29 protein-coding genes are annotated in these 22,436 nt (G+C 60.9%); 18 read left to right on the top strand and 11 right to left on the bottom strand.

The features are described from left to right. Positions 1-299 precede the first annotated feature (299 nt). Together ACWF8S_RS15115 and ACWF8S_RS15120 are read right to left on the bottom strand one after the other, a co-directional pair. Complete coding sequence (locus ACWF8S_RS15115) at positions 300-470, bottom strand: hypothetical protein (protein WP_447554231.1); 171 nt, start codon at positions 468-470, stop codon at positions 300-302. A 55-nt stretch (positions 471-525) separates the two neighbouring features. Further along, positions 526-804 (bottom strand): general stress protein, encoded by a 279-nt coding sequence (locus tag ACWF8S_RS15120; RefSeq protein ID WP_447554232.1) that lies wholly within the window; start codon positions 802-804, stop codon positions 526-528. A 588-nt stretch (positions 805-1,392) separates the two neighbouring features. Between ACWF8S_RS15120 and ACWF8S_RS15125 the strand changes: the two genes are divergently transcribed. After that, the gene (locus tag ACWF8S_RS15125) at positions 1,393-2,184 is read left to right on the top strand and encodes a cytochrome P450 (protein ID WP_447554234.1); all 792 of its coding nucleotides are present in this window, start codon (positions 1,393-1,395) and stop codon (positions 2,182-2,184) included. Here ACWF8S_RS15125 and ACWF8S_RS15130 read toward each other — a convergent pair. The 4 genes from ACWF8S_RS15130 to ACWF8S_RS15145 are packed head-to-tail and all read right to left on the bottom strand — an operon-like array spanning position 2,118 to position 5,077. Then, positions 2,118-2,834, bottom strand: a complete 717-nt coding sequence (locus ACWF8S_RS15130; protein ID WP_447554235.1) for a CobW family GTP-binding protein — start codon at positions 2,832-2,834, stop codon at positions 2,118-2,120. The two genes, ACWF8S_RS15125 and ACWF8S_RS15130, sit on opposite strands and share 67 nt — an antisense overlap. After that, on the bottom strand, positions 2,834-3,475 hold the full coding sequence (locus ACWF8S_RS15135) for a DUF1826 domain-containing protein (RefSeq protein WP_447554236.1): 642 nt from the start codon (positions 3,473-3,475) through the stop codon (positions 2,834-2,836). Before ACWF8S_RS15135 ends, ACWF8S_RS15130 begins: the two co-directional genes overlap by 1 nt. A gap of 38 nt (positions 3,476-3,513) precedes the next feature. Continuing rightward, positions 3,514-4,329, bottom strand: a complete 816-nt coding sequence (locus ACWF8S_RS15140) for a metal ABC transporter permease (RefSeq protein WP_447556611.1) — start codon at positions 4,327-4,329, stop codon at positions 3,514-3,516. Next, a complete protein-coding gene (locus ACWF8S_RS15145) occupies positions 4,319-5,077 on the bottom strand; it encodes a metal ABC transporter ATP-binding protein (protein WP_447554237.1) in 759 nt (252 codons plus the stop codon). Before ACWF8S_RS15145 ends, ACWF8S_RS15140 begins: the two co-directional genes overlap by 11 nt. Positions 5,078-5,205: 128 nt before the next feature. Here ACWF8S_RS15145 and ACWF8S_RS15150 point away from each other — a divergent pair, with 128 nt between their 5' ends. The 8 genes from ACWF8S_RS15150 to ACWF8S_RS15185 all read left to right on the top strand — a co-directional run bounded on the left by ACWF8S_RS15150 (position 5,206) and on the right by ACWF8S_RS15185 (position 12,726). Next, complete coding sequence (locus ACWF8S_RS15150) at positions 5,206-6,165, top strand: zinc ABC transporter substrate-binding protein (protein WP_447554238.1); 960 nt, start codon at positions 5,206-5,208, stop codon at positions 6,163-6,165. A 115-nt stretch (positions 6,166-6,280) separates the two neighbouring features. Next, positions 6,281-7,849 carry a nickel ABC transporter substrate-binding protein gene (gene nikA / locus ACWF8S_RS15155; RefSeq protein ID WP_447554239.1) on the top strand — a complete coding sequence of 523 codons (1,569 nt, stop codon included), beginning with the start codon at positions 6,281-6,283 and terminating at the stop codon, positions 7,847-7,849. Beyond that, positions 7,849-8,793, top strand: a complete 945-nt coding sequence (gene nikB / locus ACWF8S_RS15160; RefSeq protein ID WP_447554241.1) for a nickel ABC transporter permease subunit NikB — start codon at positions 7,849-7,851, stop codon at positions 8,791-8,793. The genes nikA and nikB overlap by 1 nt, the downstream gene beginning before the upstream one ends. Next, on the top strand, positions 8,790-9,659 hold the full coding sequence (nikC, locus tag ACWF8S_RS15165; RefSeq protein ID WP_447554242.1) for a nickel ABC transporter permease subunit NikC: 870 nt from the start codon (positions 8,790-8,792) through the stop codon (positions 9,657-9,659). Before nikB ends, nikC begins: the two co-directional genes overlap by 4 nt. Next, positions 9,656-10,444: an ATP-binding cassette domain-containing protein gene (locus ACWF8S_RS15170; RefSeq protein ID WP_447554243.1), complete on the top strand. Its 789-nt coding sequence runs from the start codon at positions 9,656-9,658 to the stop codon at positions 10,442-10,444. Before nikC ends, ACWF8S_RS15170 begins: the two co-directional genes overlap by 4 nt. Next, complete coding sequence (gene nikE / locus ACWF8S_RS15175; protein WP_447554245.1) at positions 10,441-11,271, top strand: nickel ABC transporter ATP-binding protein NikE; 831 nt, start codon at positions 10,441-10,443, stop codon at positions 11,269-11,271. The genes ACWF8S_RS15170 and nikE overlap by 4 nt, the downstream gene beginning before the upstream one ends. Before the next feature lie 35 nt (positions 11,272-11,306). Beyond that, positions 11,307-11,660: a hypothetical protein gene (locus tag ACWF8S_RS15180; RefSeq protein ID WP_447554247.1), complete on the top strand. Its 354-nt coding sequence runs from the start codon at positions 11,307-11,309 to the stop codon at positions 11,658-11,660. A gap of 124 nt (positions 11,661-11,784) precedes the next feature. Beyond that, positions 11,785-12,726: a co-chaperone YbbN gene (locus ACWF8S_RS15185; protein WP_447554248.1), complete on the top strand. Its 942-nt coding sequence runs from the start codon at positions 11,785-11,787 to the stop codon at positions 12,724-12,726. Here the strand turns inward: ACWF8S_RS15185 and ACWF8S_RS15190 are convergent, their stop codons facing one another. Further along, positions 12,727-13,893, bottom strand: coding sequence for a MalY/PatB family protein (locus tag ACWF8S_RS15190; RefSeq protein ID WP_447554249.1), 1,167 nt, complete (start codon positions 13,891-13,893; stop codon positions 12,727-12,729). It abuts the gene before it with no gap. A 38-nt stretch (positions 13,894-13,931) separates the two neighbouring features. Between ACWF8S_RS15190 and ACWF8S_RS15195 the strand changes: the two genes are divergently transcribed. Then, entirely contained in the window at positions 13,932-14,363 is a 432-nt protein-coding gene (locus tag ACWF8S_RS15195; RefSeq protein WP_447554250.1) for a hypothetical protein, read from the top strand. A 13-nt stretch (positions 14,364-14,376) separates the two neighbouring features. On the opposite strand, the gene ACWF8S_RS15200 is transcribed toward ACWF8S_RS15195, so the two are convergent. Beyond that, a complete protein-coding gene (locus ACWF8S_RS15200; protein WP_447554252.1) occupies positions 14,377-14,730 on the bottom strand; it encodes a hypothetical protein in 354 nt (117 codons plus the stop codon). A gap of 77 nt (positions 14,731-14,807) precedes the next feature. Between ACWF8S_RS15200 and ACWF8S_RS15205 the strand changes: the two genes are divergently transcribed. From ACWF8S_RS15205 to ACWF8S_RS15230, 6 genes are read left to right on the top strand one after another with little or no spacing between them, the layout of a single operon-like run. Then, positions 14,808-15,632 (top strand): hypothetical protein, encoded by an 825-nt coding sequence (locus tag ACWF8S_RS15205; RefSeq protein ID WP_447554253.1) that lies wholly within the window; start codon positions 14,808-14,810, stop codon positions 15,630-15,632. Between the two features lie 55 nt (positions 15,633-15,687). After that, the gene (locus ACWF8S_RS15210; RefSeq protein ID WP_447554254.1) at positions 15,688-16,089 is read left to right on the top strand and encodes an acyl-CoA thioesterase; all 402 of its coding nucleotides are present in this window, start codon (positions 15,688-15,690) and stop codon (positions 16,087-16,089) included. A 36-nt stretch (positions 16,090-16,125) separates the two neighbouring features. Beyond that, positions 16,126-16,428 carry a hypothetical protein gene (locus ACWF8S_RS15215; protein ID WP_447554255.1) on the top strand — a complete coding sequence of 101 codons (303 nt, stop codon included), beginning with the start codon at positions 16,126-16,128 and terminating at the stop codon, positions 16,426-16,428. An 11-nt stretch (positions 16,429-16,439) separates the two neighbouring features. After that, entirely contained in the window at positions 16,440-16,961 is a 522-nt protein-coding gene (locus tag ACWF8S_RS15220; RefSeq protein ID WP_447554256.1) for a DUF501 domain-containing protein, read from the top strand. Between the two features lie 26 nt (positions 16,962-16,987). Beyond that, positions 16,988-17,533 (top strand): LOG family protein, encoded by a 546-nt coding sequence (locus ACWF8S_RS15225; RefSeq protein ID WP_447554257.1) that lies wholly within the window; start codon positions 16,988-16,990, stop codon positions 17,531-17,533. Between the two features lie 32 nt (positions 17,534-17,565). Further along, positions 17,566-18,537: an NAD(P)H-quinone oxidoreductase gene (locus tag ACWF8S_RS15230; protein ID WP_447554258.1), complete on the top strand. Its 972-nt coding sequence runs from the start codon at positions 17,566-17,568 to the stop codon at positions 18,535-18,537. Positions 18,538-18,543: 6 nt separating this feature from the next. On the opposite strand, the gene ACWF8S_RS15235 is transcribed toward ACWF8S_RS15230, so the two are convergent. Together ACWF8S_RS15235 and ACWF8S_RS15240 are read right to left on the bottom strand one after the other, a co-directional pair. Further along, the gene (locus tag ACWF8S_RS15235; RefSeq protein ID WP_447554259.1) at positions 18,544-19,077 is read right to left on the bottom strand and encodes a hypothetical protein; all 534 of its coding nucleotides are present in this window, start codon (positions 19,075-19,077) and stop codon (positions 18,544-18,546) included. A 10-nt stretch (positions 19,078-19,087) separates the two neighbouring features. Next, positions 19,088-19,573 carry a tetratricopeptide repeat protein gene (locus ACWF8S_RS15240; protein WP_447554260.1) on the bottom strand — a complete coding sequence of 162 codons (486 nt, stop codon included), beginning with the start codon at positions 19,571-19,573 and terminating at the stop codon, positions 19,088-19,090. A 246-nt stretch (positions 19,574-19,819) separates the two neighbouring features. Here ACWF8S_RS15240 and ACWF8S_RS15245 point away from each other — a divergent pair, with 246 nt between their 5' ends. Continuing rightward, the gene (locus tag ACWF8S_RS15245; protein ID WP_447554261.1) at positions 19,820-20,851 is read left to right on the top strand and encodes an NADP(H)-dependent aldo-keto reductase; all 1,032 of its coding nucleotides are present in this window, start codon (positions 19,820-19,822) and stop codon (positions 20,849-20,851) included. Between the two features lie 125 nt (positions 20,852-20,976). After that, positions 20,977-21,756 (top strand): peroxide stress protein YaaA, encoded by a 780-nt coding sequence (gene yaaA / locus ACWF8S_RS15250; RefSeq protein ID WP_447554262.1) that lies wholly within the window; start codon positions 20,977-20,979, stop codon positions 21,754-21,756. Here the strand turns inward: yaaA and ACWF8S_RS15255 are convergent. Then, positions 21,731-22,327 (bottom strand): isochorismatase family protein, encoded by a 597-nt coding sequence (locus ACWF8S_RS15255; protein ID WP_447554264.1) that lies wholly within the window; start codon positions 22,325-22,327, stop codon positions 21,731-21,733. The genes yaaA and ACWF8S_RS15255 overlap by 26 nt on opposite strands. Between the last annotated feature and the right edge of the window lie 109 nt (positions 22,328-22,436).

Genomic DNA, 22,436 nt, shown 5'->3' on the forward strand with positions numbered 1-22,436 from the left:
TCCGTGTACATGTTTTTGGCAGAACCAAACAACTAAAATCAATGTAATAAAGATTGATAGTATATATAAACACTATCAATAACCTATTTTAATTGAATTAATATTTAGAAAATAAAAAACAACCCTCAATATGACCTTGACGGGTTGCTTAAATCGTCCATTCCTGTGGTTTTCACAGGATAATAAAAGTTACTACCGGACAAGAAACTGGTGATCATTCTCAACAAAGTTAATTACCTACAGGGGTATAACCATGGTTGAGATGCTTAAAGTCTGCTTTTCAGCATCCTTTTGACCTGTTACGCAATGTCATTGTACTGGTTAGCCGCGCCTTCAAAAAACGCGCTGGCTCCCTGATCGGCGTTCTCTTGCACATCGCTGCAGTACTGAGAACACTGATTCGCGCCTTGTGAGGCATGATAGAGAGCACTTACCAGATCAAAATCCTTATCTTCAACCGGCTTGATCATACTAACCTCCCGTGTAGAGCACGGCTTATGTCAATAGCTTGAAAACACGCTATTCTCAGCCATTACCGCCATGGCTATTCTGGCCGCCTTTCTTGCCAGCTTCGGAGGCGCGCTCAGGATCGTTTGCGAAGTTGCCACCGCTTTCTTGACCACCCTTTTGGCCGTTATCCTCATAAAACTCCTTATCATGAGAAGCTGAGGTAGCATCCCCGCCTTTTTTACCCGCCTGCGCCGCGCGCTGAGGATCGTTGGCAAAATTTCCACCACTCTGTTCACCGCCTTTACGGCCAGCTTCCTCACGCGACATTTTTTGATCCTGATTCTTATTGGTCATGGCGATTACTCCTTCATTTACATTCGATTCGTTTATTCACTCGGCCGTTGTTGCATGAGTGAACATTATTGAGATTAATCGTCGCTCAAGACACTTCAAGAGCTCAATACTCAAACTTGACCACTTTAATATTTATCAATACATGCCATCTCCTTAAACTTGCAAAGCCTATTCTTACCAATAGCTTAAAGAAAACAAAATACAAATATCAAAAAGTGCGACAGAAACACCGTACGGTCATCTTTATAAACTCTAAAACGGCTCTCTTTCTCGGAAAAGATTGATGCTACATCTAGTATTCTCCAGCAATGAAGAGTATTAGTTTTTATAATTTATATTATTGCCTGTCCGGCATATCAAGGAGAGATCTAATGTCTGCCAGCGCCACTCCCACAGCAGGCCTGGATCTCTATTGCGCCATGGATATCCCTATATTTCGTCTCAATGCGACCGAGTGGAAAAGAACGTCTTTGTTTCACGCTTGATGCTGAAAAAGACCGTATTCATGAAGGGCGAGGAAGCTCCAGACTCTTTTACGATCATACAACCTTCACTTGTGAGCATGCCGCGCCTGAACGGATTCAAAAGATGCCATTTGGGGAAGGCGGCATTCAGGGTCTCGATGGCAAGATTCATAGAGAGCGTAAGGCCCTGTTTCTTTCAGTAATGACGCAGGCACGTATCGATATGCTCGTACAGCTGGTTCAGCGGCGCTGGCATACGCGTTTAAATCACCTGAAAGCGCAACCGCTTCGCCTACTCACCGAGCTTCATTACGTGCTTTGCCAGGCCGCTTGTGACTGGTGCGGCATTCCTTTACAGAATATGGAGGTTCCAAGGCTTACTCAGAAACGGGTGTTGATGATCGAGGGCCGCGGTGCTGTAGGCCCCAAGCATTGGTCCAGCCGTCGTGCACGCCACCAGACTGAAGATACGCTGATCGAATTGATCGGCAGGTATCGTGACGGGGCTCAAAAGATGGGCTCTACAACGCCGTTTGCCCTGTTCGCCGACTTTCGTGACGCTGAAGGCCAGCGACTGGCAAATCGTGTGGTCGCCGTGGAGCTACTCAATATCATTCGCCTCCTCGTAGCCGTGGCGCGGTACATGGTGTTCGCCGTCATGGCGGCTCATGAAAACCCTGAGTGTCATGAAAAGCTGAAACGCTCCGACTCGAACCTCTACAGACGCCACTTCATACAGGAGGACAGGCGTTACTACCCGTTTTTTCCCTTACTGACGGCCTTGATCAAGAAGGACGTTACCTGGCAGGGTCACCACTTCAAACGTGGCTGGCGGGTGGTTCTCGATATCTACGGGACCAACCACGATCCTGGCCGTTGGGAAACGCCCGAGCGCTTCGAGCGCTCGATCCGGTAGCCATCGTTTGAGTGAAGCCCGGCATTCACCAGAAGGCTTGCACAGAGCTTGCCGTCCACCACCCGCCACTGCTCGGCGGTCGGGTTGAGCCGCGCCAACTGGTTGGCCAGTTGCGATACCTCCGTGTGCTCGGCCAGATCGGTCTTGGTAATCAGCAATTTATCGGCCACGGCGACCTGCTGCTGCGATTCATCGTGGGCGGCGAGTGTCGCCGCGCCGTTCACCGCATCCACGCAGCACACCACGCTATCGAGCTTGAAGCGCTGCACCAGCCAGTGATCTGTCATCAGCAGTTGCAAAATGGAAGTGGGTACCGCCAGGCCCGTGGTTTCGATCACCACGCGACAAGGTGCAGGTTTTCCCTGAGCCTCGAGGTCATCGAGCGCCTCGCGCAGAGTGCGACTCAAGTCACCGCGCAGCGTACAGCACAGACAGCCGCTGCTCATTTCGATGATGGCCTGCTCGTCGCTCTGGGTAATGAGCTGATGGTCGAGACCGATATCGCCGAACTCGTTGATGACCACCAGGGTATTGCGCATGGAGGACTGGCGCACCCAGCGGTTGAGCAGCGTGGTCTTGCCGCTGCCTAGAAAGCCGGTGAGCACGTTGATGGGGATGAGCGCTGGTGAGGTCACGACAGGAGTATCCATCACGCCGGGTCGATGGTCATCAATAGCCGCTTTTCGTGGCCATCGAGCGCCGGACTTCGGTGCACCAGGCCGCGCTCTTCGCACCCTATCCAGCCGCTGCCCTTGACCAGCGCGATATCTCCGCTCGACAGCCGCTGAACAGCACCTGGATCGGTGACGATCTCCGGGCGCTCCGGGCGCGGCGCACCGAGCCCTGCTCGGTTGATGGCGTGCTCCGGCAGCCACTCGCTGCCCGGGCCCACGTAAGTACTCACCAGGCGCACGGGCAGGTTGTCGCAGTGAAAGCGCGGGCACATCGCACTATTCAAAAGCCGCAGTCGAATGCCGAGCGTTTCAGTCTCGAACAGAAAAGCGATGACGGAGGTGATGGTGGTGATGTCCTCGATGAGCGCCTCGGGCGCCGGCAGGTGGCGGCGCAGATCAGCAATGAAGGCGTCATTGACTTCGCCCAGCCAGCCAAACTGCCAGGCGCGCTCGGTCTGACACTGCGCCTGGGCGCTCAAGGCAATATCCGCCGGCAGCGGCCGCTCGAGAATGGCGATGTTGATCGCCTCCTCGAAGATGCGTGGCAGCACGCTGATGTCGTCACCCGCCGCGACGTGGGCGGGCATGAGCGGGCGAGAGGCAAGTCGTGACGTCATGGCGTTCTCCAGCAAAGTGATGGGTAATTCAGGGTGCGTTACGTTCGCGCCTTCACGCGATGAGCCAGCCGGGCCCCCTGGCTAGCCAGGGTGGCCAAAAGGAAAAGCACCGCGGCCAGCGTCACCATCGTCGGGCCGGTGGGCGTGTCAGCCACGTAGGCCGCCTTGAGCCCGCCGGTCACCGCGATGAGCGCCACGGCGGTGGCGCCGACCGCCATGGCCTCCGGCGTGCGGCAAAATGGGCGTGCCGCCGCCGCCGGAATGATCAGAAGTGCGGTGATCAGCAAAACGCCCACCACCTTCAGCGCCACAGCCACCACCACGGCCAGCGCCAGGGTCAGCACGAGCTGCTCACGGCGCGGGTCAATGCCGCTTGCGTAGGCCAGCTCGTCGCTCAACGTGGCCATCAAGAGGTAAGGCCAGCGCCAGAATAAAAGCGCCAGTACCAGCGCGGCGCCGCCGCCAATGACCCACAGATTGGCCTTTCCCACGGCCAGAATGTCGCCGAAGAGATAAGCGCTCAGATCGATACGCACGCCGGAGAGAAACGACACCGCTACCAGCCCCACCGCCAGCGCGGCGTGGGCGGCAACTCCGAGCAGCGTGTCCATGGCGTAGCCCCGGCCGCTGAGCAGCGAGACACCGCTGGCCATGAGCAGCGCCACCACCAGCACCCCGGCAAAGATCGAGATGTTCATCAAAAGCGCCAGCGCCACGCCGAGGATCGCCGCGTGGGCGGTGGCGTCGCCGAAATAGGCCATGCGTCGCCAGACAACGAAGCAACCAAGCGGGGCACTCGCCAGCGCCACCAGCACCCCGGCCAACATCGCGCGCATCATGAAATCATCCAGCATCGGCGCGCCCCTCGTGCTGATGACGATAAAGTGCCAGGGTGTTGGCGCTCTTTTCATCAAAAAGCGCCTCGCCGAACAGGGCCTGATAATCCGGCGAGGAGGCCACACGCTCGGGCTTGCCTTCGCAGCACAGCGTGCGGTTCAGGCACACGACGTGGTCGGCGGTACGCATCACCACGTTCAGGTCATGGCTGACCATCAGCACGGCACACCAATAGCGCTCCCGCACGGCTTCGATGCGTTGGTAGAACTCGGCCGTGCCGCGCTGGTCGAGCCCCTGGGTGGCCTCATCGAGAATCAGGATGTCCGGCCGAGCGAGCAGCGCCCGCGCCAGCAGCACGCGCTGAAACTGCCCGCCGGAAAGATGGCTCATCGTCGCCGTCAGAAGATGTCGGGCGCCGGCCTCCTCGAGCACACGATCCACGTCGCGCGGGTCATGACGGCGCGGCAGATCGATGAAGCGCTTGACCGTCATGGGCAGCGTCGGGTCGAGATGAAGCCGCTGGGGCACGTAGCCGATGCGCTGCCCCGCGCGCACGCAGACACTGCCTGAGGTAGGCGTTATCGCGCCCACCAGAGTCTTGACCAGGGTCGACTTTCCCGACCCGTTGGGCCCGATCAGCGTGAGCACCTGATGGCGGTAAAGCGTCAGGTCGATATCCTGAAGCACCCGCTCGCCGCCGAATCGGACGTTCAGGCGGGAAACGGTAACGAGCGCATCGCTCTGTGCGTATTGAGCCAATCCCATGAATAACCATCGCTTACTCGATATTTGTTATGTTATAACATATTTTTCGGCGAATGACGACCATCTCGTTCGACGTGTCGAGCCGCCCGCCCGGGCGACCTCGCCCTACCACCCTTCGGGAGTACAGCATGCAGTTGACGCGTTTATCATGGCCCTTGCTGGTGGCTTTTCCGGCCGTCGCCCTCGCGAACCCGCCGCGGGTTGCGGTGGATATCCCCCCGGTTCATTCACTGGTCGCCACGGTCATGGGCGAACACGGTGCACCAACGCTTTTCATCCAGCCCGGCGCCTCGCCCCACGGCTACTCCCTGCGCCCTTCGGAGGCGCAAATCCTGAACGATGCCGACCTGGTGGTCTGGGTGAGCAATGACCTGACGCCCTGGCTCACCACGCCGATCACGAACCTCGCCGGCGACGCCCGTCACCTTGAACTCTTGAATGCGCCCGGCACCAACACGCTCGAGTACCGCGACGGCGCCACGTTTGATCTGAACGATAACGACGGTCACGCGCATCACCATGGTCATGACGATCATGATCACTCTCATGAACACGAACACAGCCACGAGGGCACGAACCCCCACGCCTGGCTCTCGCCGGACAACGCCAGTCGCTGGCTTGCGGTCATCGCCGAGCAGCTTGGCGAGCTCGACCCGGACAACGCCACGTCTTATCGCGCCAACGCCGCCCAGGGTCAGGCCGAGCTGGACGCCCTGAAAGCACGTCTGCAAACTCAGCTTATTGATAGCCACGATACTCGCTACATCGTCTTCCACGACGCCTATCAGTACTTCGAGGAGGCCTTCGATGTGCCCGCCGCCGGGGCGATCTCGCTGGGCGACGCCTCCTCGCCCAGCCCGGCGCGCATCGAAGAGCTGCAGAATCTGGTGAGTGAGGAGAACATCCAGTGCGTCTTCAGCGAGCCCCAGTTCAACGTCCAGCTCGTCGATAACGTCTTCGGCGACACCGCGGCGACTATTGGCGTGCTCGACCCGTTGGGCGTCGGCTTGCCGGTCGGCGAGACGCTCTATTTTACCCTGCTCGAACAGATTGCCGGGGAGATCAAGCGCTGCGGCGAAGCCTTTTGACCGCCGCCGCACCCGCTATACGACGGTAGTGAGAGCGGGCGCCGCTCTACGCCTCGCGGTACAAGTATGATAATTTTATCAATTCATCATACTCCTGACGATTACCGAGGTGGCCGTGCGCGCAGCTCCTGGTGCCCTGTTGGCACTCTTCTTGACCCTGGGGCTTGCCTGTCAGGCGCCCGCCCAGACGCGACTTGAATTTTCCTGGCCAACCAACGTGGGGCCGTTGAACCCGCACCTTTACACACCCAATCAGATGTTCGCCCAGGCGATGGTATACGAACCCCTGGTGAAGTATCAGACGGATGGCACGGTGGCGCCCTGGCTTGCCGAAAGCTGGGAGGTATCCGATGATCAGCGCACCTACACCTTCCATTTGCGCGAGGGCGTGCGCTTCTCCAACGGCGAGGTCTTCGATGCAGCAGCGGTCGTCGCCAACTTCGAGGCGATTCTGGCCGCCCCCGCCCCCCACGCCTGGCTCGAGTTGATCCATCAGATCGATTACGTGCACGCGCTGGACGCATACACTGTCGAGCTGGCCCTCGAGGCGCCCTATTACCCGCTGCTGCAGGATCTCACGCTGCCCCGCCCCTTTCGCTTCGTGGCACCTTCGCAGCTGATCGGGGAAACCTCCGGCGACGGCATTCAAGCGCCGATCGGCACCGGCGCCTGGGTACTCGATGAAACACGCCTAGGCGAGTTCGATCGCTTCACGCGCAACGAGCGTTACTGGGGCGAGGCGCCCGCTTTCGATGAAATCAACGTCAACGTCATCGGCGACCCCAATACCCGGGCCATCGCGCTGCAGACCGGCGATATCGACCTGATCTACGGCTCGGAAGGCCCTATCTCGCCGGATACCTTCGAGCGTCTGGCCAACAGCGGGCGCCATAGCACCGCGCTTTCCGAGCCGATGGAAACGCTGATGCTGGCGATCAACACCCAGCGGGGCGCCACAGCGGATCTGGCCGTGCGCCGGGCGATCAATCACGCGGTGGACAAGGCCAGCATCGCACAGAGCGTCTTCTACGATACCCAGCGCGTCGCCGACACGCTCTTCGCCCCCGGCGTGCCTTACGCCGATGTGGGCTTGCCCCCCTATGCGTTCGACCCAGCCCGGGCCGAAGCGCTTCTTGACGAGGCGGGCTGGACACTGGACCGCGGCGTTCGCGTGCGCAACGGCGAGCCGCTACAGATCGACCTGGTGTTCGTGGGCAACGATGCCGTGTCGAAATCCACCGCGGAAATCATCCAGGCGGAGCTGGCGGACATCGGCATGATGGTTCGCCTGGTCGGCGAGGAGGAGAGCAGCGTCTACGCCCGCCAGCGCGACGGTCGTTTCGGGATGATCTTCAACCGCACCTGGGGGGCGCCCTTCGACCCTCACGCCTTCATCAGTGCCATGCGGGTGCCCGCCCACGCCGATTACCAGGCGCAGCTGGGCCTGCCCGACAAGCCGGAAATCGACGCCTTGATCGGAGAGATTCTGGTTTCAAGCGATGAAGCGCGCCGCCAGGCCCTCTATGAATCGCTTCTGACCCGCCTGCACGAGGCCGCCGTCTATCTGCCGCTGACCTACGCCAACGTGCTCGCTGTGGCCGCGCCCTCGATCGGCGAGATTCACTTCGGCGCCATGACCGGCGAAATTCCCTTCGAGCGCTTCACCCCCGAGGCAAGCCGCTGATGGCGGGGTTCATCCTCAGACGGCTTTTGTTGCTGCCACTCTTGTTGCTGGCGGCCTCCGCGGTGATCTTCCTTCTGCTGCGCCTGGGCCCGTCGGACCCGGCCATGGACTATCTGCGCCTTTCCAACGTACCGCCTACATCGCTGGCGCTCGAACACGCCCGGGCCGCGCTCGGGCTCGACCAGCCCTTGATCACCCAGTACCTTCAGTGGCTCACAAGCGCCTTGCGGCTGGATTTCGGCCTTTCCTACGCGACCCGACGCCCGGTGTTCGATGACTTGATGCACTTTCTGCCGGCCACCCTCGAGCTTGCTGGCGTGGCGTTTGTGCTCACCCTTGTCGTGTCGATCCCGCTGGGGCGCTGGGCGGCGCGGCATCCTCATCGCGGGCCGGACTACCTGGTGCGGGTGATCGCCTTTTTCGGCGTCTCCATGCCCAACTTCTGGCTGGGCTTTCTGCTGGTGCTGCTGTTTTCGGTTTATCTGGGGTGGCTGCCGCCCATGGGCCGTGGAAATGCGGCGCACCTGATCATGCCGGCGGTGGCGATCTCGCTGATGTCGCTTTCCATCAATGCGCGGCTTCTGCGCGCCAGCATGCTGGACGTTGCCGGCCAGCGTCACGTCAACTACGCCCGCCTGCGTGGCCTTGGAGAGCGCGACGTGGAGCGCAGCCACGTCTTTCGCAATGCGCTCTTGCCGATCATCACCGCTACCGGCATGCATATCGGCGAGCTGATCGGCGGTACCCTGATCATCGAGAGCATCTTCGGCTGGCCCGGGGTGGGCCGCTATGCGATCTCGGCCATTTTCAACCGCGACTACCCGGTCATTCAGTGCTTCACCCTGCTGATGGTGACGATTTTCGTGGTGTGCAACCTGGTGGTCGATATCGTCTACGCCTGGGCTGACCCGCGCATTCGCCTCTCACGGGAGGGCGTCGAATGAGCGCGCTGGCCGCCGCTTCGATAAAGCCTGCCTGGGCGCTCTGGCACCAGGCGCGCCTGACCACGAAAGTGGCCCTGCTGCTGGTGGCGGCGCTGGTGGTCGCGGCGCTGTTCGGTACGGGGTTTTCACCCTACGATCCTGACGCGATAATGCTGGCCCATCGGCTTCAGCCGCCAAGTCCTGAGCACTGGCTGGGCACGGATCATCTGGGGCGCGACATTCTCACCCGGTTGGTGGCGGGCACGCGGGTATCGCTCGGGGTGGTGGCCATTACGCTCTTTCTGATGCTGGCGCTGGGTATTCTGGTGGGCGGCGCGGCCGGGGTCATCGGCGGGCGCACGGATCAGGCCCTCATGCGCGTGACCGATATCTTTCTGACGTTTCCCACCTTCGTGCTGTCACTTTTCATGATCGGCATGCTGGGCACCGGGCTTGTCAACGTGATCATCGCCATCGCGCTTTCCCACTGGGCCTGGTATGCGCGCATCACTCGCGCCGTCGTGCTGTCGCTCAAGCACCGCGATTTCATCAGCGCCGCCACCATGGCGGGGGCCGGCCGCTTGCGTATCTTTACTCGCCATCTGCTGCCGGGCACCCTCTCGCAGCTGGCGGTGCTCGCCTCACTGGATATCGGCCATATCATGTTGCACGTCTCGGGGCTCTCCTTTCTGGGTCTGGGGGTGGCGCCACCAACGCCGGAGTGGGGTGTGATGCTCTCGGATGCCCGTCAGTTCGTCTGGACCGAGCCGCTGTTGATGCTCTGGCCGGGGCTTGCGCTGTTTGTCAGCGTCATGGCCTTCAACCTTCTGGGCGATGCCTTGCGCGATCGTCTCGACCCTCACCTTCGCCGGGAGCCTTTGAATTGAATTCTCCACGCCCCCATCGCACCCTGGACCTTGTAGGCATGACCGTCGACACACCAGGCGAGCGCCTGGTGGACGGCGTCTCGATCAGCCTTGGCCGCGGCGAAGTGGTCGCGCTGGTGGGCGCCAGCGGCTCGGGTAAATCGCTGACCTGCGCGGCGGCGCTGGATACCCTGCCCCCGGGCACCTGCAAAAGCGCCGGCGACGTCACCCTCGACGGCGCCCCGATCGCGGCTTCGCTTTTACGCGGGCGGGTGGTGGCCTCCGTCATGCAGAATCCACGCAGCGCATTCAACCCGGTGCGCACGCTTCATGATCACGCCTTCGAGAGCCTGAAAGCGCTGGGGGTTCCCAGAAAGACACGGAGGCTGCGCATCCATCAAGCGATGCTCGATGCGGGCCTTGAAGACCCCAGGCGCATGCTGAAGCTTTACCCTTTCGAGATGAGCGGCGGCATGCTTCAGCGCATGATGATCGCTCTGGCGCTGGCCAGCGAGGCGCCGTTTCTGTTTGCCGACGAGCCGACCACGGATCTCGACGTGGTCCATCAGCGGGATATCCTCGACTTGCTGGCAAAGCTTCGCGAGCGCTTTGAACTGGGCGTGCTGCTGGTCACCCACGATATGGGCGTGGTGGCGCACCTGGCCGACCGGGTGGTGGTCATGGACAAAGGCAGCGTCAAGGAGAGCGCCCCGGTGGAGGCGATTTTCGACGCCCCTCGCCATGACGTCACCCGCCGCCTGGTCGAGGCGCACCTCTCCCTTTATCCGGCCAGAGACACCTTATGATGAGCTTTTTATCGACCCGGAACCTTGGCCACACCTACCCGCGCTTCTCGCTTTTCAGAAAGCGCCCGACGCCCCCAGTACTTGACGACGTATCACTTGCGATAGCCAAGGGCGAAACGGTGGGGCTGCTGGGGCGCAGTGGCTGCGGCAAGAGCACCCTGGCGCGCCTTTTGACCGGGCTTGAAACGCCCACCCGCGGTGCGGTGTCCTTTCAGGGCAACCCCCTCTCGGATTTCGAAAAAACCGATTGGCTCTCGTTTCGTCGCCGGGTCCAGATGGTTTTCCAGGATCCCCATGGCGCCGTGAACCCGCGCCTGACGGTTCATGAGATCCTCTGCGAGCCCTTGATACATCTAAGCGGATTGCCCAGGCAAGCGTACCCTGCTCGGGTGGCCGAGCTTCTTGACGCCACCGGCCTTGAGCGACGAATGGCCAGGCGCCGACCTTTCGAGCTCAGCGGCGGCCAGCTTCAGCGCGTGTGCATCGCCCGCGCCCTGGCACCCCGGCCGTCGCTGATGATACTCGACGAGGCAGTTTCCAACCTGGACCTGCACCTGCAGCTTCAGATGCTCGAACTATTCAGCACCCTCAGACGCGAACATGACGTGGCGTTCCTGTTCGTCACTCACGACCTTCGTCTGGTCGAGCGCTTCTGCTCCCGCGTGCTGGTAATGGAGCGCGGAAAGGTGGTGGAAGACAACCCCGTCGACACACCGCTGACGCTTGTCTCTCGCGAAGGGCGCACACTTTCACAGGCGGTGCTGCCTGCCCTTCCCAGACGGTTGTTAAAAACGAGGGAACGACTCGAGCACGCTCGGGTCTTTTAACCGCTACGCCCTTCATCTTTAAAGGATATGATCGAATGAAAAAGAGCGCTATTTTGCTGAGCCTGGTAGGCGCCCTGGCGGCGCAGAGTGCCTTCGCCCAGGAGCAGGCGTGCTCCACCGAGGCCCTGATGGCCGCCAATCAGAATATGTACGACCAGTTTGAAGCCTACACGGCCACTCAGATGGAGCAGGGGCAAAGCATTGAAGAAGTGACCACTTCCATGGAACAGATCACCGAGGCGGGCGATGCCGAACAGGTGCTAAGCCGTCATCAGGCCGAACTCGAGATGATGGCGCCCGGCTCCGACCACCAGCCGTCCCAGGCGCTTTGCGACGACATGTACACCATGCTGGATCAGATGCAGGCCGAGCTCGACGCACGTCAGTAAGCGCTCTTTCCTTTTCAGGCGGCGTCGTTGAATGCCCTGGCGCCGCTTGAATATCCCCTGCCTTGCCTACATATCATGTGCCATGCTTGTCTTATCATTTCTTTAGCAGAGCGCAGAATTCTACATGTCGATCATTGACCCCCGCACCGGAAACACGCTCACCGCCGAGCCCACCCCCGAGACATCAGAAGCTCGCCACGGCTCAACCGCCGTGTCCCGCGACGATGTGATCATCGCGCTGAGCCCGGCCAATATTCAACAGGTACTGGAAGCCTCGAGCCAGGTACCGGTACTGCTGAGCAGCGTCTCCCCGAGCGATGAGTCCTGCCGCCAGCTGATAACGGTGCTCGAGAAACTGGCACTCGAGTACGCCGGCGCTTTCCTTCTGGCCACGCTGGATGCCCAGGCGAACCCTGAGATCGCAGCACAGCTGGGGGTGCGTTCGGTACCGGATGTGAAACTTGTCAGCCAAGGGGGCCTGGTCGACAACTTCCAGGGTGCGTTACCCGAAAAAGAGGTGCGCGAGTGGCTCGGGCGCTATATCCCGGCTCCGGAAGATGCCCCGGCAAGCCCGGAGGAGCAGGCCGAAGCCGCGCTGGCCGACGGCGATACGGCCACCGCCAAGGAAATCTATCAAACGCTGATCACTCAGTACCCCGACTACCATGCCTACCAGATCGCCTTTGCCCAGGTACTGGTAACGGAAGGCCAGCTGAGTGAGGCACGCGGCGTGCTCGACAACCTGCCACCGGAAGAGCGCGACGCCGCTTCCGCCCGGGGCGTGCGCGCCAGCATCGAATTCAGCGAGCAGGCTCTCAGTGCCCAGGAGATCGCCGCCCTGGGGGATCGTGACGACAGCGAAGCCCGCTACCAGCGCGCCCTTCGCCAGGTAGCCGACGGCGACTACGACACGGGTCTTGAGGGGCTTCTGGCGCTGATGAAAAGCGACCGTGCCTTCAACGACGACGCCGCCCGCAAGACGCTTTTGCAGGTATTCGATGCGCTAGGCGCCGATCATCCCTTGACCGTCGCCTACCGCCGCAAGCTTTTTGCCCTGCTCTACTGATCAGCCCGCGCCAAGCACTGCGTCCATCCTTGATAGTGCCGCCTCCAGCTGGGAAGCGGTGGTGCCGAAGTTGAGCCGCACAAAGCCGGGGCGGCCAAACGCCGCCCCGTCGGAAAGCGCCACGCCCGCCCGCTCTTTCAGCGCCTGATAGGGCGAATCTCCAAGACCTGCCTTGCGCATGTCGAGCCAGGCCAGGTAGGTGGCCTGCGGCTCGCTCATCTTTACACCCGGCCAGCGGGCCACGTACGCCGCCAGCGTTTCGCGATGACGTCTGAGCGTCTCGAGCAGCGCCTGACGCCAGGGTTCACCCTCGCGGTAGGCGGCTTCGGCGGCTACCAGCCCCAGCACGTTCACCTCGGGTAAAAGGCCCTTGCAGGCAGTGGCGAAGCGTTTTCGCACGCCCGCGTCAGAAATGATTGCGCAGGCGCTGGACAGCCCCGCCAGATTGAAGGTCTTGGAAGGCGCCCACAGGGTGATGATGCGCCGGGCGAGTTCTGGAAACATCGCCGCCAATGGCCGGTGGTGGGCGCCTTGTTCGAGTAAAAGATCGCAGTGCAGCTCGTCCGATACCACCCAGAGATCGAAGCGCTCCACCAGTTCGGCAAGGCGTGCAAGCTCTTCACGACGCCATACCCGGCCGGTAGGGTTGTGGGGATGGCACCAGAGCAGAATGCGCGTCTGTGGAGTGATCGCGGCCTCCAGCGCCGCCGTATCGAGTCGCCAGGGCTCACCGGGGCCGGTGGGCTCTGCAAGCATTGCCTGCTGCGCCACGCGCCCGGTTCGCTCGGCCACGGCCAGAAACGGTGGGTAGATGGGGGCCACGGTCAATACGCCCTCGCCAGGCTCGGTCAGCGCCAGCGTGGCAAAATGCAACGCCGGCACCACGCCCGGCAGCCAGTGCTGCCATTCGAGCTCGATGGGCCAATCGTAGTGGGCGATACTCCACTGGCAAAGCGTTTGTTTGAGCGAGGCGGGCACTTCGCCGTAACCGTACACGCCATGATCGACGCGCGCCTTCAACGCCTTGATGACCGCTGGCGGCGAGCGAAAGTCCATATCCGCGACCCAGAGCGGCAGCATATCGCCTTCGTAGCGATGCCATTTTTGCGACGAGTAGCCGCCTTCGGGGTGGCGCCGCTCGACAGGCGTGGCAAAATCAAAGGCCATAAGACTTCTCACTTATTGCTAAAAGGTTGATGACGAGCATGGCGCAAAACGACTTTTACACCAAGGTGCGCGCGGGCTTTGCAGCGCTCTTGCGCCAGTGGCGCTCGCTTGGTCAGGCGGATGCCGATCAGCTGGCGCTTATTCTGGCCGAGACCGCCCGCGTCGCCAAGCTGGGCGCGCCCCAGGCAACCCCCAGCGGGGCGGAACTGGCCCAGTGGAGCGAAAACGACAAGGGCGACATGCCGCTCTGGGCACCGCGCACCGCGGTATTCCTGCTCAACCAGATGCCCGCTCGCCCGGTCCCGCAAAGCGAGGAGGAAGCCTGCGCCTGGGCCTACTGCTGGCTCAAGAACCGCGCATTCGACTCCTTGAGTGACGCTGTTGAGGCGCTGCCCGCTCATCTCAGGGCCCCTCTTGAAGACGCACTTCAAGCCGCCTGGCGCGACCAGCAGGGCCTTCGCCTGGTGTGAGAGTGTTCATGGCCTAACGTTTGTGCGTGGGCGATTTAGGCTTGAAACCGGCGGGCTTGGTGGCCAGCCAGCTAACGAAGGCGCCAATGGCCGGGTCGCGGCCCAGCGCGTCCAGAGTCGGGAAATGATCGGCCAGCTCGCGCTCGCTATAAAGTCTGTGGATATGCTTATGACAGGGATGGCAAAGCCAGACGATTGCGGTCAGACGCTCTTCCCGGCTGTAGCGCTTTTTATAGCGCGGCTTGTTGTGCAGGGTGCGAGGGATCAGGTGATGCCTGGTCAGCGCAGCGCCTCGCTTGCAAAGCTCGCACTGAGTGGGCCTGGCAGGTGGCGAAAGCGCATGACTTGATCGAAAAGCGGCATCCACGAGTGCTCTGCGCTCCTGGTCAGAATGGCTGAAAGACGTAGACAACAATGGTTAATCAATTATAAGGATAGTCATAGATGCTGGAAGTTCCGATCAGTTGGCAGCTTGCCAAGGTAGTGGTGTCCGTGAGCATGGTGCTGGGCCTGGGGATGATTGCGGTGCGGGTGAGCCCGCGAGTTGCCGGGCTTTTGGCGGGTTATCCGCTCGGCACGGCGCTGGCGCTTTTCTTTATCGGTCTGGAGATCTCGCCGCTGTTCGCGGCACAAAGCGCCGTGCATACGCTAGCGGGTTTTACCGCCACCATGGCGCTGGGGGCGGGCTACTGGCTCTGTGGTAAAAGGGCCGGGCTCATCGGCATATGCACGGGTATCGCAGGCGGCATCAGCGCCTGGTTTGCCGTCAGTGTGGTACTGGCCCAGTTTGACTTCACACGGCTGTCCGGCACGCTGGTCACGCTTGGCGCCATCGTGTTTTTCAGCTGGCTCTTTCGGCGCATTCCCGAAAGCCTGGCCACTACGCGTCCGCCGTTTTCCTGGAAGGCTCTATGCCTGCGCGCTCTGATGGCCACGCTGATCGTGTTCGCCATTACCAGCCTCGCCCACTGGGTGCCCTCGGCCTGGGCGGGCACACTTGCCGCCTTTCCCATCACCATGTTGCCCTTTTTGCTGATTCTGCATTCAAGCCAGGGGCCCGGGCCTACCGCCACGGTCATCAAGCACTACCCCATGGGGCTTGGGTCGCTTTTGTGCTATGCCTTGTGTGTTTCCTACACCTACGAAAGCATCGGGCTGGCCCTGGGCACGCTCGCCGGCTTTGGCGTGGCAACGCTTTGGCTCGTCGGCTGGATGCAGGCTCAGCGCTGGTGGGCCCGGCGGCGTCCTGCTCACCCGCAAACCGGTTGACCAGGCGCTTGCCAGGGTCGATGCTGAACGATTGACCAACCACAGGGCTTCGACCATGTTCACCCGTACCATTGAACCCGCTTTCTACGATACCGATGCATTGGGCCACATCAACAACACGCGCTTGCCCGCCTGGTTCGAGCTGGCGCGTAACGATCTATTCAAGCTTTTCACGCCGGATCTTGACCCCCGGAAATGGCGGCTGATGATCGCGCGCATGGAGATCGACTACCGTGCTGAACTGTTTTACGGTCATGACATCGAACTGCGTACTTACTTGACGCATCTAGGCAACAGCTCGTTCACGGTTACCCAGGAGGCGCATCAGTTCGACAAGCTGACCAATATCGGGCACACCGTCATGCTGCAGTACGACCATCAGACAAAGCGCGCCGTGCCTATTGAAGGCGAGCTGCGCGAGGCGCTGACAACCCATCTACAGGATGCGCCCGCTTGATGCACCGCCCGCGCGAGGCACCACCAGGAGCACTCCATGGCTATCCGCTACAACCTCTGGCTAGATCCTGACAATACGGCCCAGCACCGGGCCGTTGAAAACGATCTGGAGCGCTACTTCATGGAGCGCTTCGCCGACTACCCCCATATCCGCTTGTTTGGCGCAGACCCCTACGATTATGATGCCCCGTTCAATCGCCTGTACGACGCGCTGATGACCCGCGCCGCCGACTACTGCGAGCGCACCTGGTGTTACGTGGCTTCCCCCGAGCAGCTCAATCGCTGTTTTTTCCGTGCCGTGGGCCGTTCCAATAAATTTGTTCAAGATGAGCAACACTAAGAGATTTTCCGATGGTAATGCGTACCGACCACGCCCCCGATGAGCGCCAATTGGCCATTATTACCCAGCAGCTTGGCCGGGCGCCTCGCGGTATCGAAGCCGTCGCCGCCACCGACCGACACGGCACCCCCCTGGCGCTGCGCATGGCACCGATCGTGGATGGAAAACCCTTTCCCACGCTTTACTGGCTCTGCTCTGACGTGCTGAAAGTCGAGATTTCCCGGATCGAGGCGGTGGGCGTCATCAAATCCCTGGAGCAGCGCCTTCAGGATGAGCCCGAGTTTCTACAGCGTTACCAGCAAAGCCACCGCGATTACGTCCACGCCCGCTGGTCGTTCATGAGCGATGCCCAGCGCGAGGAGGTGGCGCGCCTGGGCTACACGGATGTACTCACCGAGCGCGGTATCGGCGGTATCAGCAACTGGCAGCAGATACGCTGCCTGCATACGCAGTATGCCCATCACCTGGGCGGTCATAACGTGATCGGTGCGTGGATGGATGAGCATTACCAGATTGACCAGTACGTGAAGTAACCCAACAAGCAAGGAATCGAATCGATATGTCGCGCATCTGCGTTTATCTCGGCTCTCGTGAGGGCAAAAGCCCTGCCTTCATGCAAGCCGCCCGACAGCTTGGCGAAACACTCGCCGAACGCGGTCATACGCTGGTATACGGCGGCGCGCGCATCGGGTTGATGGGGGCGCTTGCCAACGCGGCCCTGGAAGCCGGGGGCGAGGTGATCGGCGTGATGCCCACTCATCTGGTGGAGCGTGAGCAGGCCCATTTTGGCCTTAGCGAGCTGATTCGCGTGGCCAACATGCACGAACGTAAAGCGACCATGGCGGCCAACGCCGATGCCTTCATCGCCCTGCCCGGCGGTATCGGCACCTTTGAGGAGCTGTTCGAAATCTGGACCTGGGGTTATCTGGGTCTGCACGAAAAACCCCTGGCCTTGCTGGATACTCAAGGGTTCTACGCGCCGCTGCTGGCGTTTCTGGATAACACCGTGGAGCATGGCTTTCTAAGCGCCCCTACCCGGACCATGCTGCTGGACGCCGATACGCCCAAAGCCGTTGTTCAGATATTGGAAAGCCAGCTAACCTGAATACGTTCTGTCAAAACGCAAGGAGCGCCATCATGCACGCCATCAGCTATCAGCAGGGAAGCGCCCTTTGGGCCGAGGCTCCCGATCTTGCACCGCTCAACCCAGGCGAGGTCAGCATTCGCATCGCCTGGGCCGGTGTCAATCGGGCGGATCTGGTTCAGAAAGCGGGCCATTACCCCCCGCCGCCAGGCGTGACCGAGACCCCCGGGCTTGAAGTGAGCGGTGTGATCAGCGCCGTTGGTCCGAACGTCGAGCGCTTTCGCGAAGGTGATCGCGTATGCGCACTGCTCGCCGGGGGCGGCTATGCCGAAGCGGTCAATGTGGATGCCCGGCAGGTTCTACCGTTACCCAGAAGCTTCTCCCTTCGCGATGCTGCCGCCCTGCCCGAAGTGTTTGCTACCGCGTGGCTGAATCTTTTCATGGAGGGCCAGCTTCGCGAGGGCGAGCGCGTCTTGCTTCACGCCGGCGCAAGCGGTGTGGGTACCGCGGCCATCCAGCTGTGCCGTGCGTTCAACAGCCCCTGCTTCGTGACGCTGGGAAGCGAGGATAAACTGGCGCGCTGCCTGGAACTAGGCGCCGATGCCGGCTGGAATCGCCACGATGGCAGTTTTGTCGAGGCGGTGAACGCATGGGGCGGCGCCGATGTCATTCTCGACCCGGTAGGCGGCGAGTATCTGGGCGATAACCAGAAAGTGCTTCAAACCGATGGGCGCCTGGTGCTGATTGGCGTGATGGGCGGGGCGAGCGCGACCCTGGATATGGGCCGAATGCTGATGAAACGCCAGCGAATCCTCGGCTCTACCCTGCGCGCTAAACCGCCCGCGGCCAAGGGCGCCATTCTGGACGCGCTCTATACGCATGTCTGGCCGCTTTTGGGAGACGGCGAGATTTCCGCGCTTGTCGACCGTACCTGGCCGATCGGCGACGTCGAACAGGCGCACGCCTATCTTCAATCGGATGCCAGTATCGGCAAGGTGCTGCTTTCGGTAAGCGGTGAGGGCTAGCCGTTTCTAGGGGCTTTTTCTGGTTACGTCCTGAAGGTCGGCACGGGTGCGCTGATAGGTCAACTGCAGCAGGCGCGCATCGTCGCCGGCGCGGTGGCGCTGAATGGGCTGGGCGTCGATGATCGCCTCCTTGGTCTGGCTCCAAAGCGCCTGCTGTGACTCGGTCAGCAGGATGCGCAGCGCCTCGAGGCGAAAGCGCGGCAGCATACCGGCGTGGTGAAACAGCAGTGAAAGCCAGGTGTTGTCGTACCCCCAGCTATCGCTATAGGCCTTGCCCAGTTCGCGCAGCTCGTCATTGAGCCAGTGGGCGATCTGATGGACCGGGTACCCTTCCTGAAAAAGCCGCTCCCGGGAAATACCGTGCAGAAGCTCGGCCTTGGGGTCCCAGTGCGTCCACTCATCGAGAGGCTGAATCAGAAACGCACAGCAGCTCCCATCCGCCCGAGCCAGACCGATCTCGATGGGATAGCTGCCCCGGCCAAAGCCCGAGGCTTCGATATCCAGGACCGTGGGCAGCGCATCGGCGAAGGGAATTGTCATGCGCTCACCGTCACGCTACGGCCATCTGAGGTGGGCCTGCCATACGTCGCCAGTAGGCGGCCTGTTCGCTATCGACGGCAAGACCCAGCTCGCCGAGCCGATACGCCTTGGAGAGACGCTCGGCAGCCAGCTTGTGGCCTGCCTGAGCGGCGCGGGCATACCAGGTCACCGCGTAATCTTCCCGGCACGGGTACTGCACGCAGCCGTGCTCGTGTATCTGGGCGGCCTGATACTGGGACTGGATATCCCCGGCCTGGGCGGCTTCCAGTACGTAGCGTGCCCCGCGCGCCTTGTCCTGAGGCGACAGGCTGCGCTGAAACAGCATCTGCCCGTAGGTGGAAAGCGCGTCCGGATGCCCGGCCTCAGCGCAGCGCTTGTAAAGACGCATGGTCAAACGCTGGGTACGGGGCGAGTGCGGTAGTAACCACCGGGAACGTAACAGTTGTTCGGCCAGGCGAAACTCTAGCCGAATAAACAAAGATGATGCCTGCGGCATGGCAAACCACCCTGCCTATCTGTTGAGATCTTTAGCTAGCCGGACTACCTGAAATGGCTAACCCTACGGTAAAACCGACCTGTGGCCGGTGAATGGGCTGGCAAGCATACGCCTGCCTTCGCCTGGACTCAACCCCTGTGCATTTGCTGCTTCAGGCCAGCCTCGTTAACATGCCTCTACCCCGTTGCGTTGCAAGCGCCATTGCCAGCCTGCGACAAGACAATCCCGCCTTTGAAGGAGTTGAATATGCAGACCCGTCCACTCGGCAGAACCGGTCTTGATGTCAGTCGTCTGTGCCTGGGCACCATGACATTCGGTGAACAGAACAGCGAAGCCGAAGCCCACGAGCAGCTCGACCGCGCCGTGGCCTTTGGCATCAACTTTATCGACACCGCCGAAATGTATCCGGTTCCGCCCAAGGCCGAGACCCAAGGACTGACCGAGCGCTATGTCGGCAGCTGGTTGAAGGCGCGTGGCGCCCGGGACGATGTGGTTCTGGCCACCAAGGCCGTAGGCCCCGGCGTCGAGCATATTCGCGGCGGCTCGCAGATGAACCGCAAGCACCTTCACCAGGCAATCGATGCAAGCCTTGAGCGCCTGCAAACCGATTACGTGGACCTTTACCAGCTCCACTGGCCGGAGCGCAAGACCAACTTCTTCGGCCAGCTTGGCTATAGCGTCGCCGACGACAGCGACGTTACCCCCCTCAAGGAAACTCTCGAGGCACTGAAAGAGCTGATGGATGCGGGCAAGATCCGGGCGATCGGCCTGTCCAACGAGACGCCCTGGGGTGTGATGCGCATGCTGCAGCTTTCCGAGGAGTTCGGTCTGCCTCGTGTAGCGTCCGTTCAGAACCCCTACAACCTCCTGAACCGCTCCTTTGAAGTGGGGCTTGCCGAAATTGCCCACCGCGAAGAGGCAGGGCTCTTGGCCTACTCGCCTTTAGGCTTCGGGGTACTCTCCGGCAAGTACCTAAACGGTGCGCAGCCGCCCAAGGGCCGGCTGACGCTTTACGAGCGCTTCAAGCGTTATACCTCGCCTCAGGCAGAGCAGGCCACCCAGGCTTACGTGGACCTTGCGCACAAGCATGGCCTGGACCCTGCGCAGATGGCGCTGGCCTTCGTCAATTCCCGTCCGTTCTTGACCAGTAACATCATCGGGGCCACCACCCTGGAGCAGCTCGAATCCAACCTGGCCAGTGAAGCCTTGAAGCTGGATGACGCGGTGCTCGAAGGTATCGAAGAGATTCATCAACGTATTTCCAATCCCTGCCCCTAGGCGTTTGCGAGGCGATTGTCGACGATCGCTATCGGCCTGATAGCCCCGGCCCGCGCCGGGGCTTGCTATCATAGCCCCCTTTAGATCCATGCAGTCGACTTCAAGCTGCGCTCAAGGAGCACGCGATGCTAAGCGTTATCTCTCCCGCTAAGACGCTCGATTTTGAAACGCCTTCGACCACCCAGGAAGTGACCCAGCCGGATTTTCTGGCACATAGCCAAACGCTGATCGACCTTCTGCGCGACTACTCGCCTCAACAGATCAGCGAGCTGATGGGGGTCAGCGACAAGCTGGCAGGACTTAATGCTGCGCGTTTTGACGAGTGGCAAACGCCCTTTACACTCGAGAACGCCAAGCCCGCCGCCCAGGCGTTTCAGGGCGATGTATATACCGGCCTTGAAGCCGATACCTTTACGCAGGCCGATAACCGCTATGCGCAAAAGCATCTGCGCATTCTCTCCGGGCTTTACGGGCTATTGCGCCCGCTGGACTTGATTCAGGCGTATCGTCTGGAGATGGGAACCAAGCTTCCCAACGAGGCGGGGAAGGATCTTTATGCCTACTGGCAACCCACGCTGACCCAGGCGCTTGATCAGGCGATCAGCGATAGCGGCCCGAAGGTGCTGGTCAATCTGGCTTCCAACGAATACTTCAAGGCGGTGGATGCCAAGCGGCTCGATGCCGAGATCATCACTCCGGTGTTCAAGGATGAGAAGAACGGCACGTTCAAGATCATCAGCTTCTATGCCAAGAAGGCCCGAGGGTTGATGAGCGCCTGGATGATCCGGGAACGGATCAATGCCCCCGAGCAGCTCAAGGCGTTCGATGTTGCCGGCTACCGTTTTGACCAGGCGGCTTCCGATGATAGAACGCTGGTGTTTACCCGCGGTGAAACGGATCGATAAGAAAGGTCAGCGCGCGACCGGCCCGCGGCTTCAGAAACTGGCGATGAACGCGCTTGAAGAGCGCGTTGTCGCAGCGGTGAAGCCATTCATAAGCCGCCATGTCGGCGGTCACGGTGACGGCACCGCTTTGGCCGGCCCGCTCGCGGGCAAGCTGGGTCTCCAGGGGGCGCCGACTCAGCGTGGCATCCATGAGCCAGTAAACGTCAAAGCCCGCTTCAAGAAGCCCCAACGCGCTTTGCAACACGCAGATGTGCGCTTCGGTTCCGCACAGCACTATCTGTCGACGCCCCTGCGCGTTCAGCGCGCGCATGAACTCAGGCTCCTCTGCGATACTGAAGTGCTGCTTTTCCCACACTCGGTAATTCTGAAGTGTCTGGGTCAGCGCCGTCGCCGTTTCGCCTAGTTGTGCCGGGTTCTGTTCGGTCAGCCACACCGGCACCCCTACTTCATGCGCGATGCCGGCAAGCCATGTGGCTTCCTGCACCCCTTCTGAAGCGTGTTCGATCACCGGGATCAGACCTGTCTGAAAGTCGATGATCAGCAGCAGGCTTTCGCTGGCGTTTAAACGCATGATGGTCGCTCACTGTGAGGCGATAATAGAGATATCGATTGTAATACGGCAAGAAGGAAGTGCAAGGCATGGGAGGTTTGAAGGGTAAGGAGAAAAGCTTCACGCGTCT

It is taken from the genome of Vreelandella xerophytica (genome assembly GCF_968048975.1).

Bases quoted from the DNA above. Each gene is read 5' to 3' on its own strand.
- ACWF8S_RS15115 (WP_447554231.1), bottom strand. From the start codon at position 470: ATGATCAAGCCGGTTGAAGATAAGGATTTTGATCTGGTAAGTGCTCTC.
- ACWF8S_RS15120 (WP_447554232.1), bottom strand. From the start codon at position 804: ATGACCAATAAGAATCAGGATCAAAAAATGTCGCGTGAGGAAGCTGGC.
- ACWF8S_RS15125 (WP_447554234.1), top strand. From the start codon at position 1,393: ATGCCATTTGGGGAAGGCGGCATTCAGGGTCTCGATGGCAAGATTCAT.
- ACWF8S_RS15130 (WP_447554235.1), bottom strand. From the start codon at position 2,834: ATGGATACTCCTGTCGTGACCTCACCAGCGCTCATCCCCATCAACGTG.
- ACWF8S_RS15135 (WP_447554236.1), bottom strand. From the start codon at position 3,475: ATGACGTCACGACTTGCCTCTCGCCCGCTCATGCCCGCCCACGTCGCG.
- ACWF8S_RS15140 (WP_447556611.1), bottom strand. From the start codon at position 4,329: ATGCTGGATGATTTCATGATGCGCGCGATGTTGGCCGGGGTGCTGGTG.
- ACWF8S_RS15145 (WP_447554237.1), bottom strand. From the start codon at position 5,077: ATGGGATTGGCTCAATACGCACAGAGCGATGCGCTCGTTACCGTTTCC.
- ACWF8S_RS15150 (WP_447554238.1), top strand. From the start codon at position 5,206: ATGCAGTTGACGCGTTTATCATGGCCCTTGCTGGTGGCTTTTCCGGCC.
- nikB (WP_447554241.1), top strand. From the start codon at position 7,849: ATGGCGGGGTTCATCCTCAGACGGCTTTTGTTGCTGCCACTCTTGTTG.
- nikC (WP_447554242.1), top strand. From the start codon at position 8,790: ATGAGCGCGCTGGCCGCCGCTTCGATAAAGCCTGCCTGGGCGCTCTGG.
- nikE (WP_447554245.1), top strand. From the start codon at position 10,441: ATGATGAGCTTTTTATCGACCCGGAACCTTGGCCACACCTACCCGCGC.
- ACWF8S_RS15180 (WP_447554247.1), top strand. From the start codon at position 11,307: ATGAAAAAGAGCGCTATTTTGCTGAGCCTGGTAGGCGCCCTGGCGGCG.
- ACWF8S_RS15185 (WP_447554248.1), top strand. From the start codon at position 11,785: ATGTCGATCATTGACCCCCGCACCGGAAACACGCTCACCGCCGAGCCC.
- ACWF8S_RS15190 (WP_447554249.1), bottom strand. From the start codon at position 13,893: ATGGCCTTTGATTTTGCCACGCCTGTCGAGCGGCGCCACCCCGAAGGC.
- ACWF8S_RS15195 (WP_447554250.1), top strand. From the start codon at position 13,932: ATGGCGCAAAACGACTTTTACACCAAGGTGCGCGCGGGCTTTGCAGCG.
- ACWF8S_RS15205 (WP_447554253.1), top strand. From the start codon at position 14,808: ATGCTGGAAGTTCCGATCAGTTGGCAGCTTGCCAAGGTAGTGGTGTCC.
- ACWF8S_RS15210 (WP_447554254.1), top strand. From the start codon at position 15,688: ATGTTCACCCGTACCATTGAACCCGCTTTCTACGATACCGATGCATTG.
- ACWF8S_RS15215 (WP_447554255.1), top strand. From the start codon at position 16,126: ATGGCTATCCGCTACAACCTCTGGCTAGATCCTGACAATACGGCCCAG.
- ACWF8S_RS15220 (WP_447554256.1), top strand. From the start codon at position 16,440: ATGGTAATGCGTACCGACCACGCCCCCGATGAGCGCCAATTGGCCATT.
- ACWF8S_RS15225 (WP_447554257.1), top strand. From the start codon at position 16,988: ATGTCGCGCATCTGCGTTTATCTCGGCTCTCGTGAGGGCAAAAGCCCT.
- ACWF8S_RS15230 (WP_447554258.1), top strand. From the start codon at position 17,566: ATGCACGCCATCAGCTATCAGCAGGGAAGCGCCCTTTGGGCCGAGGCT.
- ACWF8S_RS15235 (WP_447554259.1), bottom strand. From the start codon at position 19,077: ATGACAATTCCCTTCGCCGATGCGCTGCCCACGGTCCTGGATATCGAA.
- ACWF8S_RS15240 (WP_447554260.1), bottom strand. From the start codon at position 19,573: ATGCCGCAGGCATCATCTTTGTTTATTCGGCTAGAGTTTCGCCTGGCC.
- ACWF8S_RS15245 (WP_447554261.1), top strand. From the start codon at position 19,820: ATGCAGACCCGTCCACTCGGCAGAACCGGTCTTGATGTCAGTCGTCTG.
- yaaA (WP_447554262.1), top strand. From the start codon at position 20,977: ATGCTAAGCGTTATCTCTCCCGCTAAGACGCTCGATTTTGAAACGCCT.
- ACWF8S_RS15255 (WP_447554264.1), bottom strand. From the start codon at position 22,327: ATGCGTTTAAACGCCAGCGAAAGCCTGCTGCTGATCATCGACTTTCAG.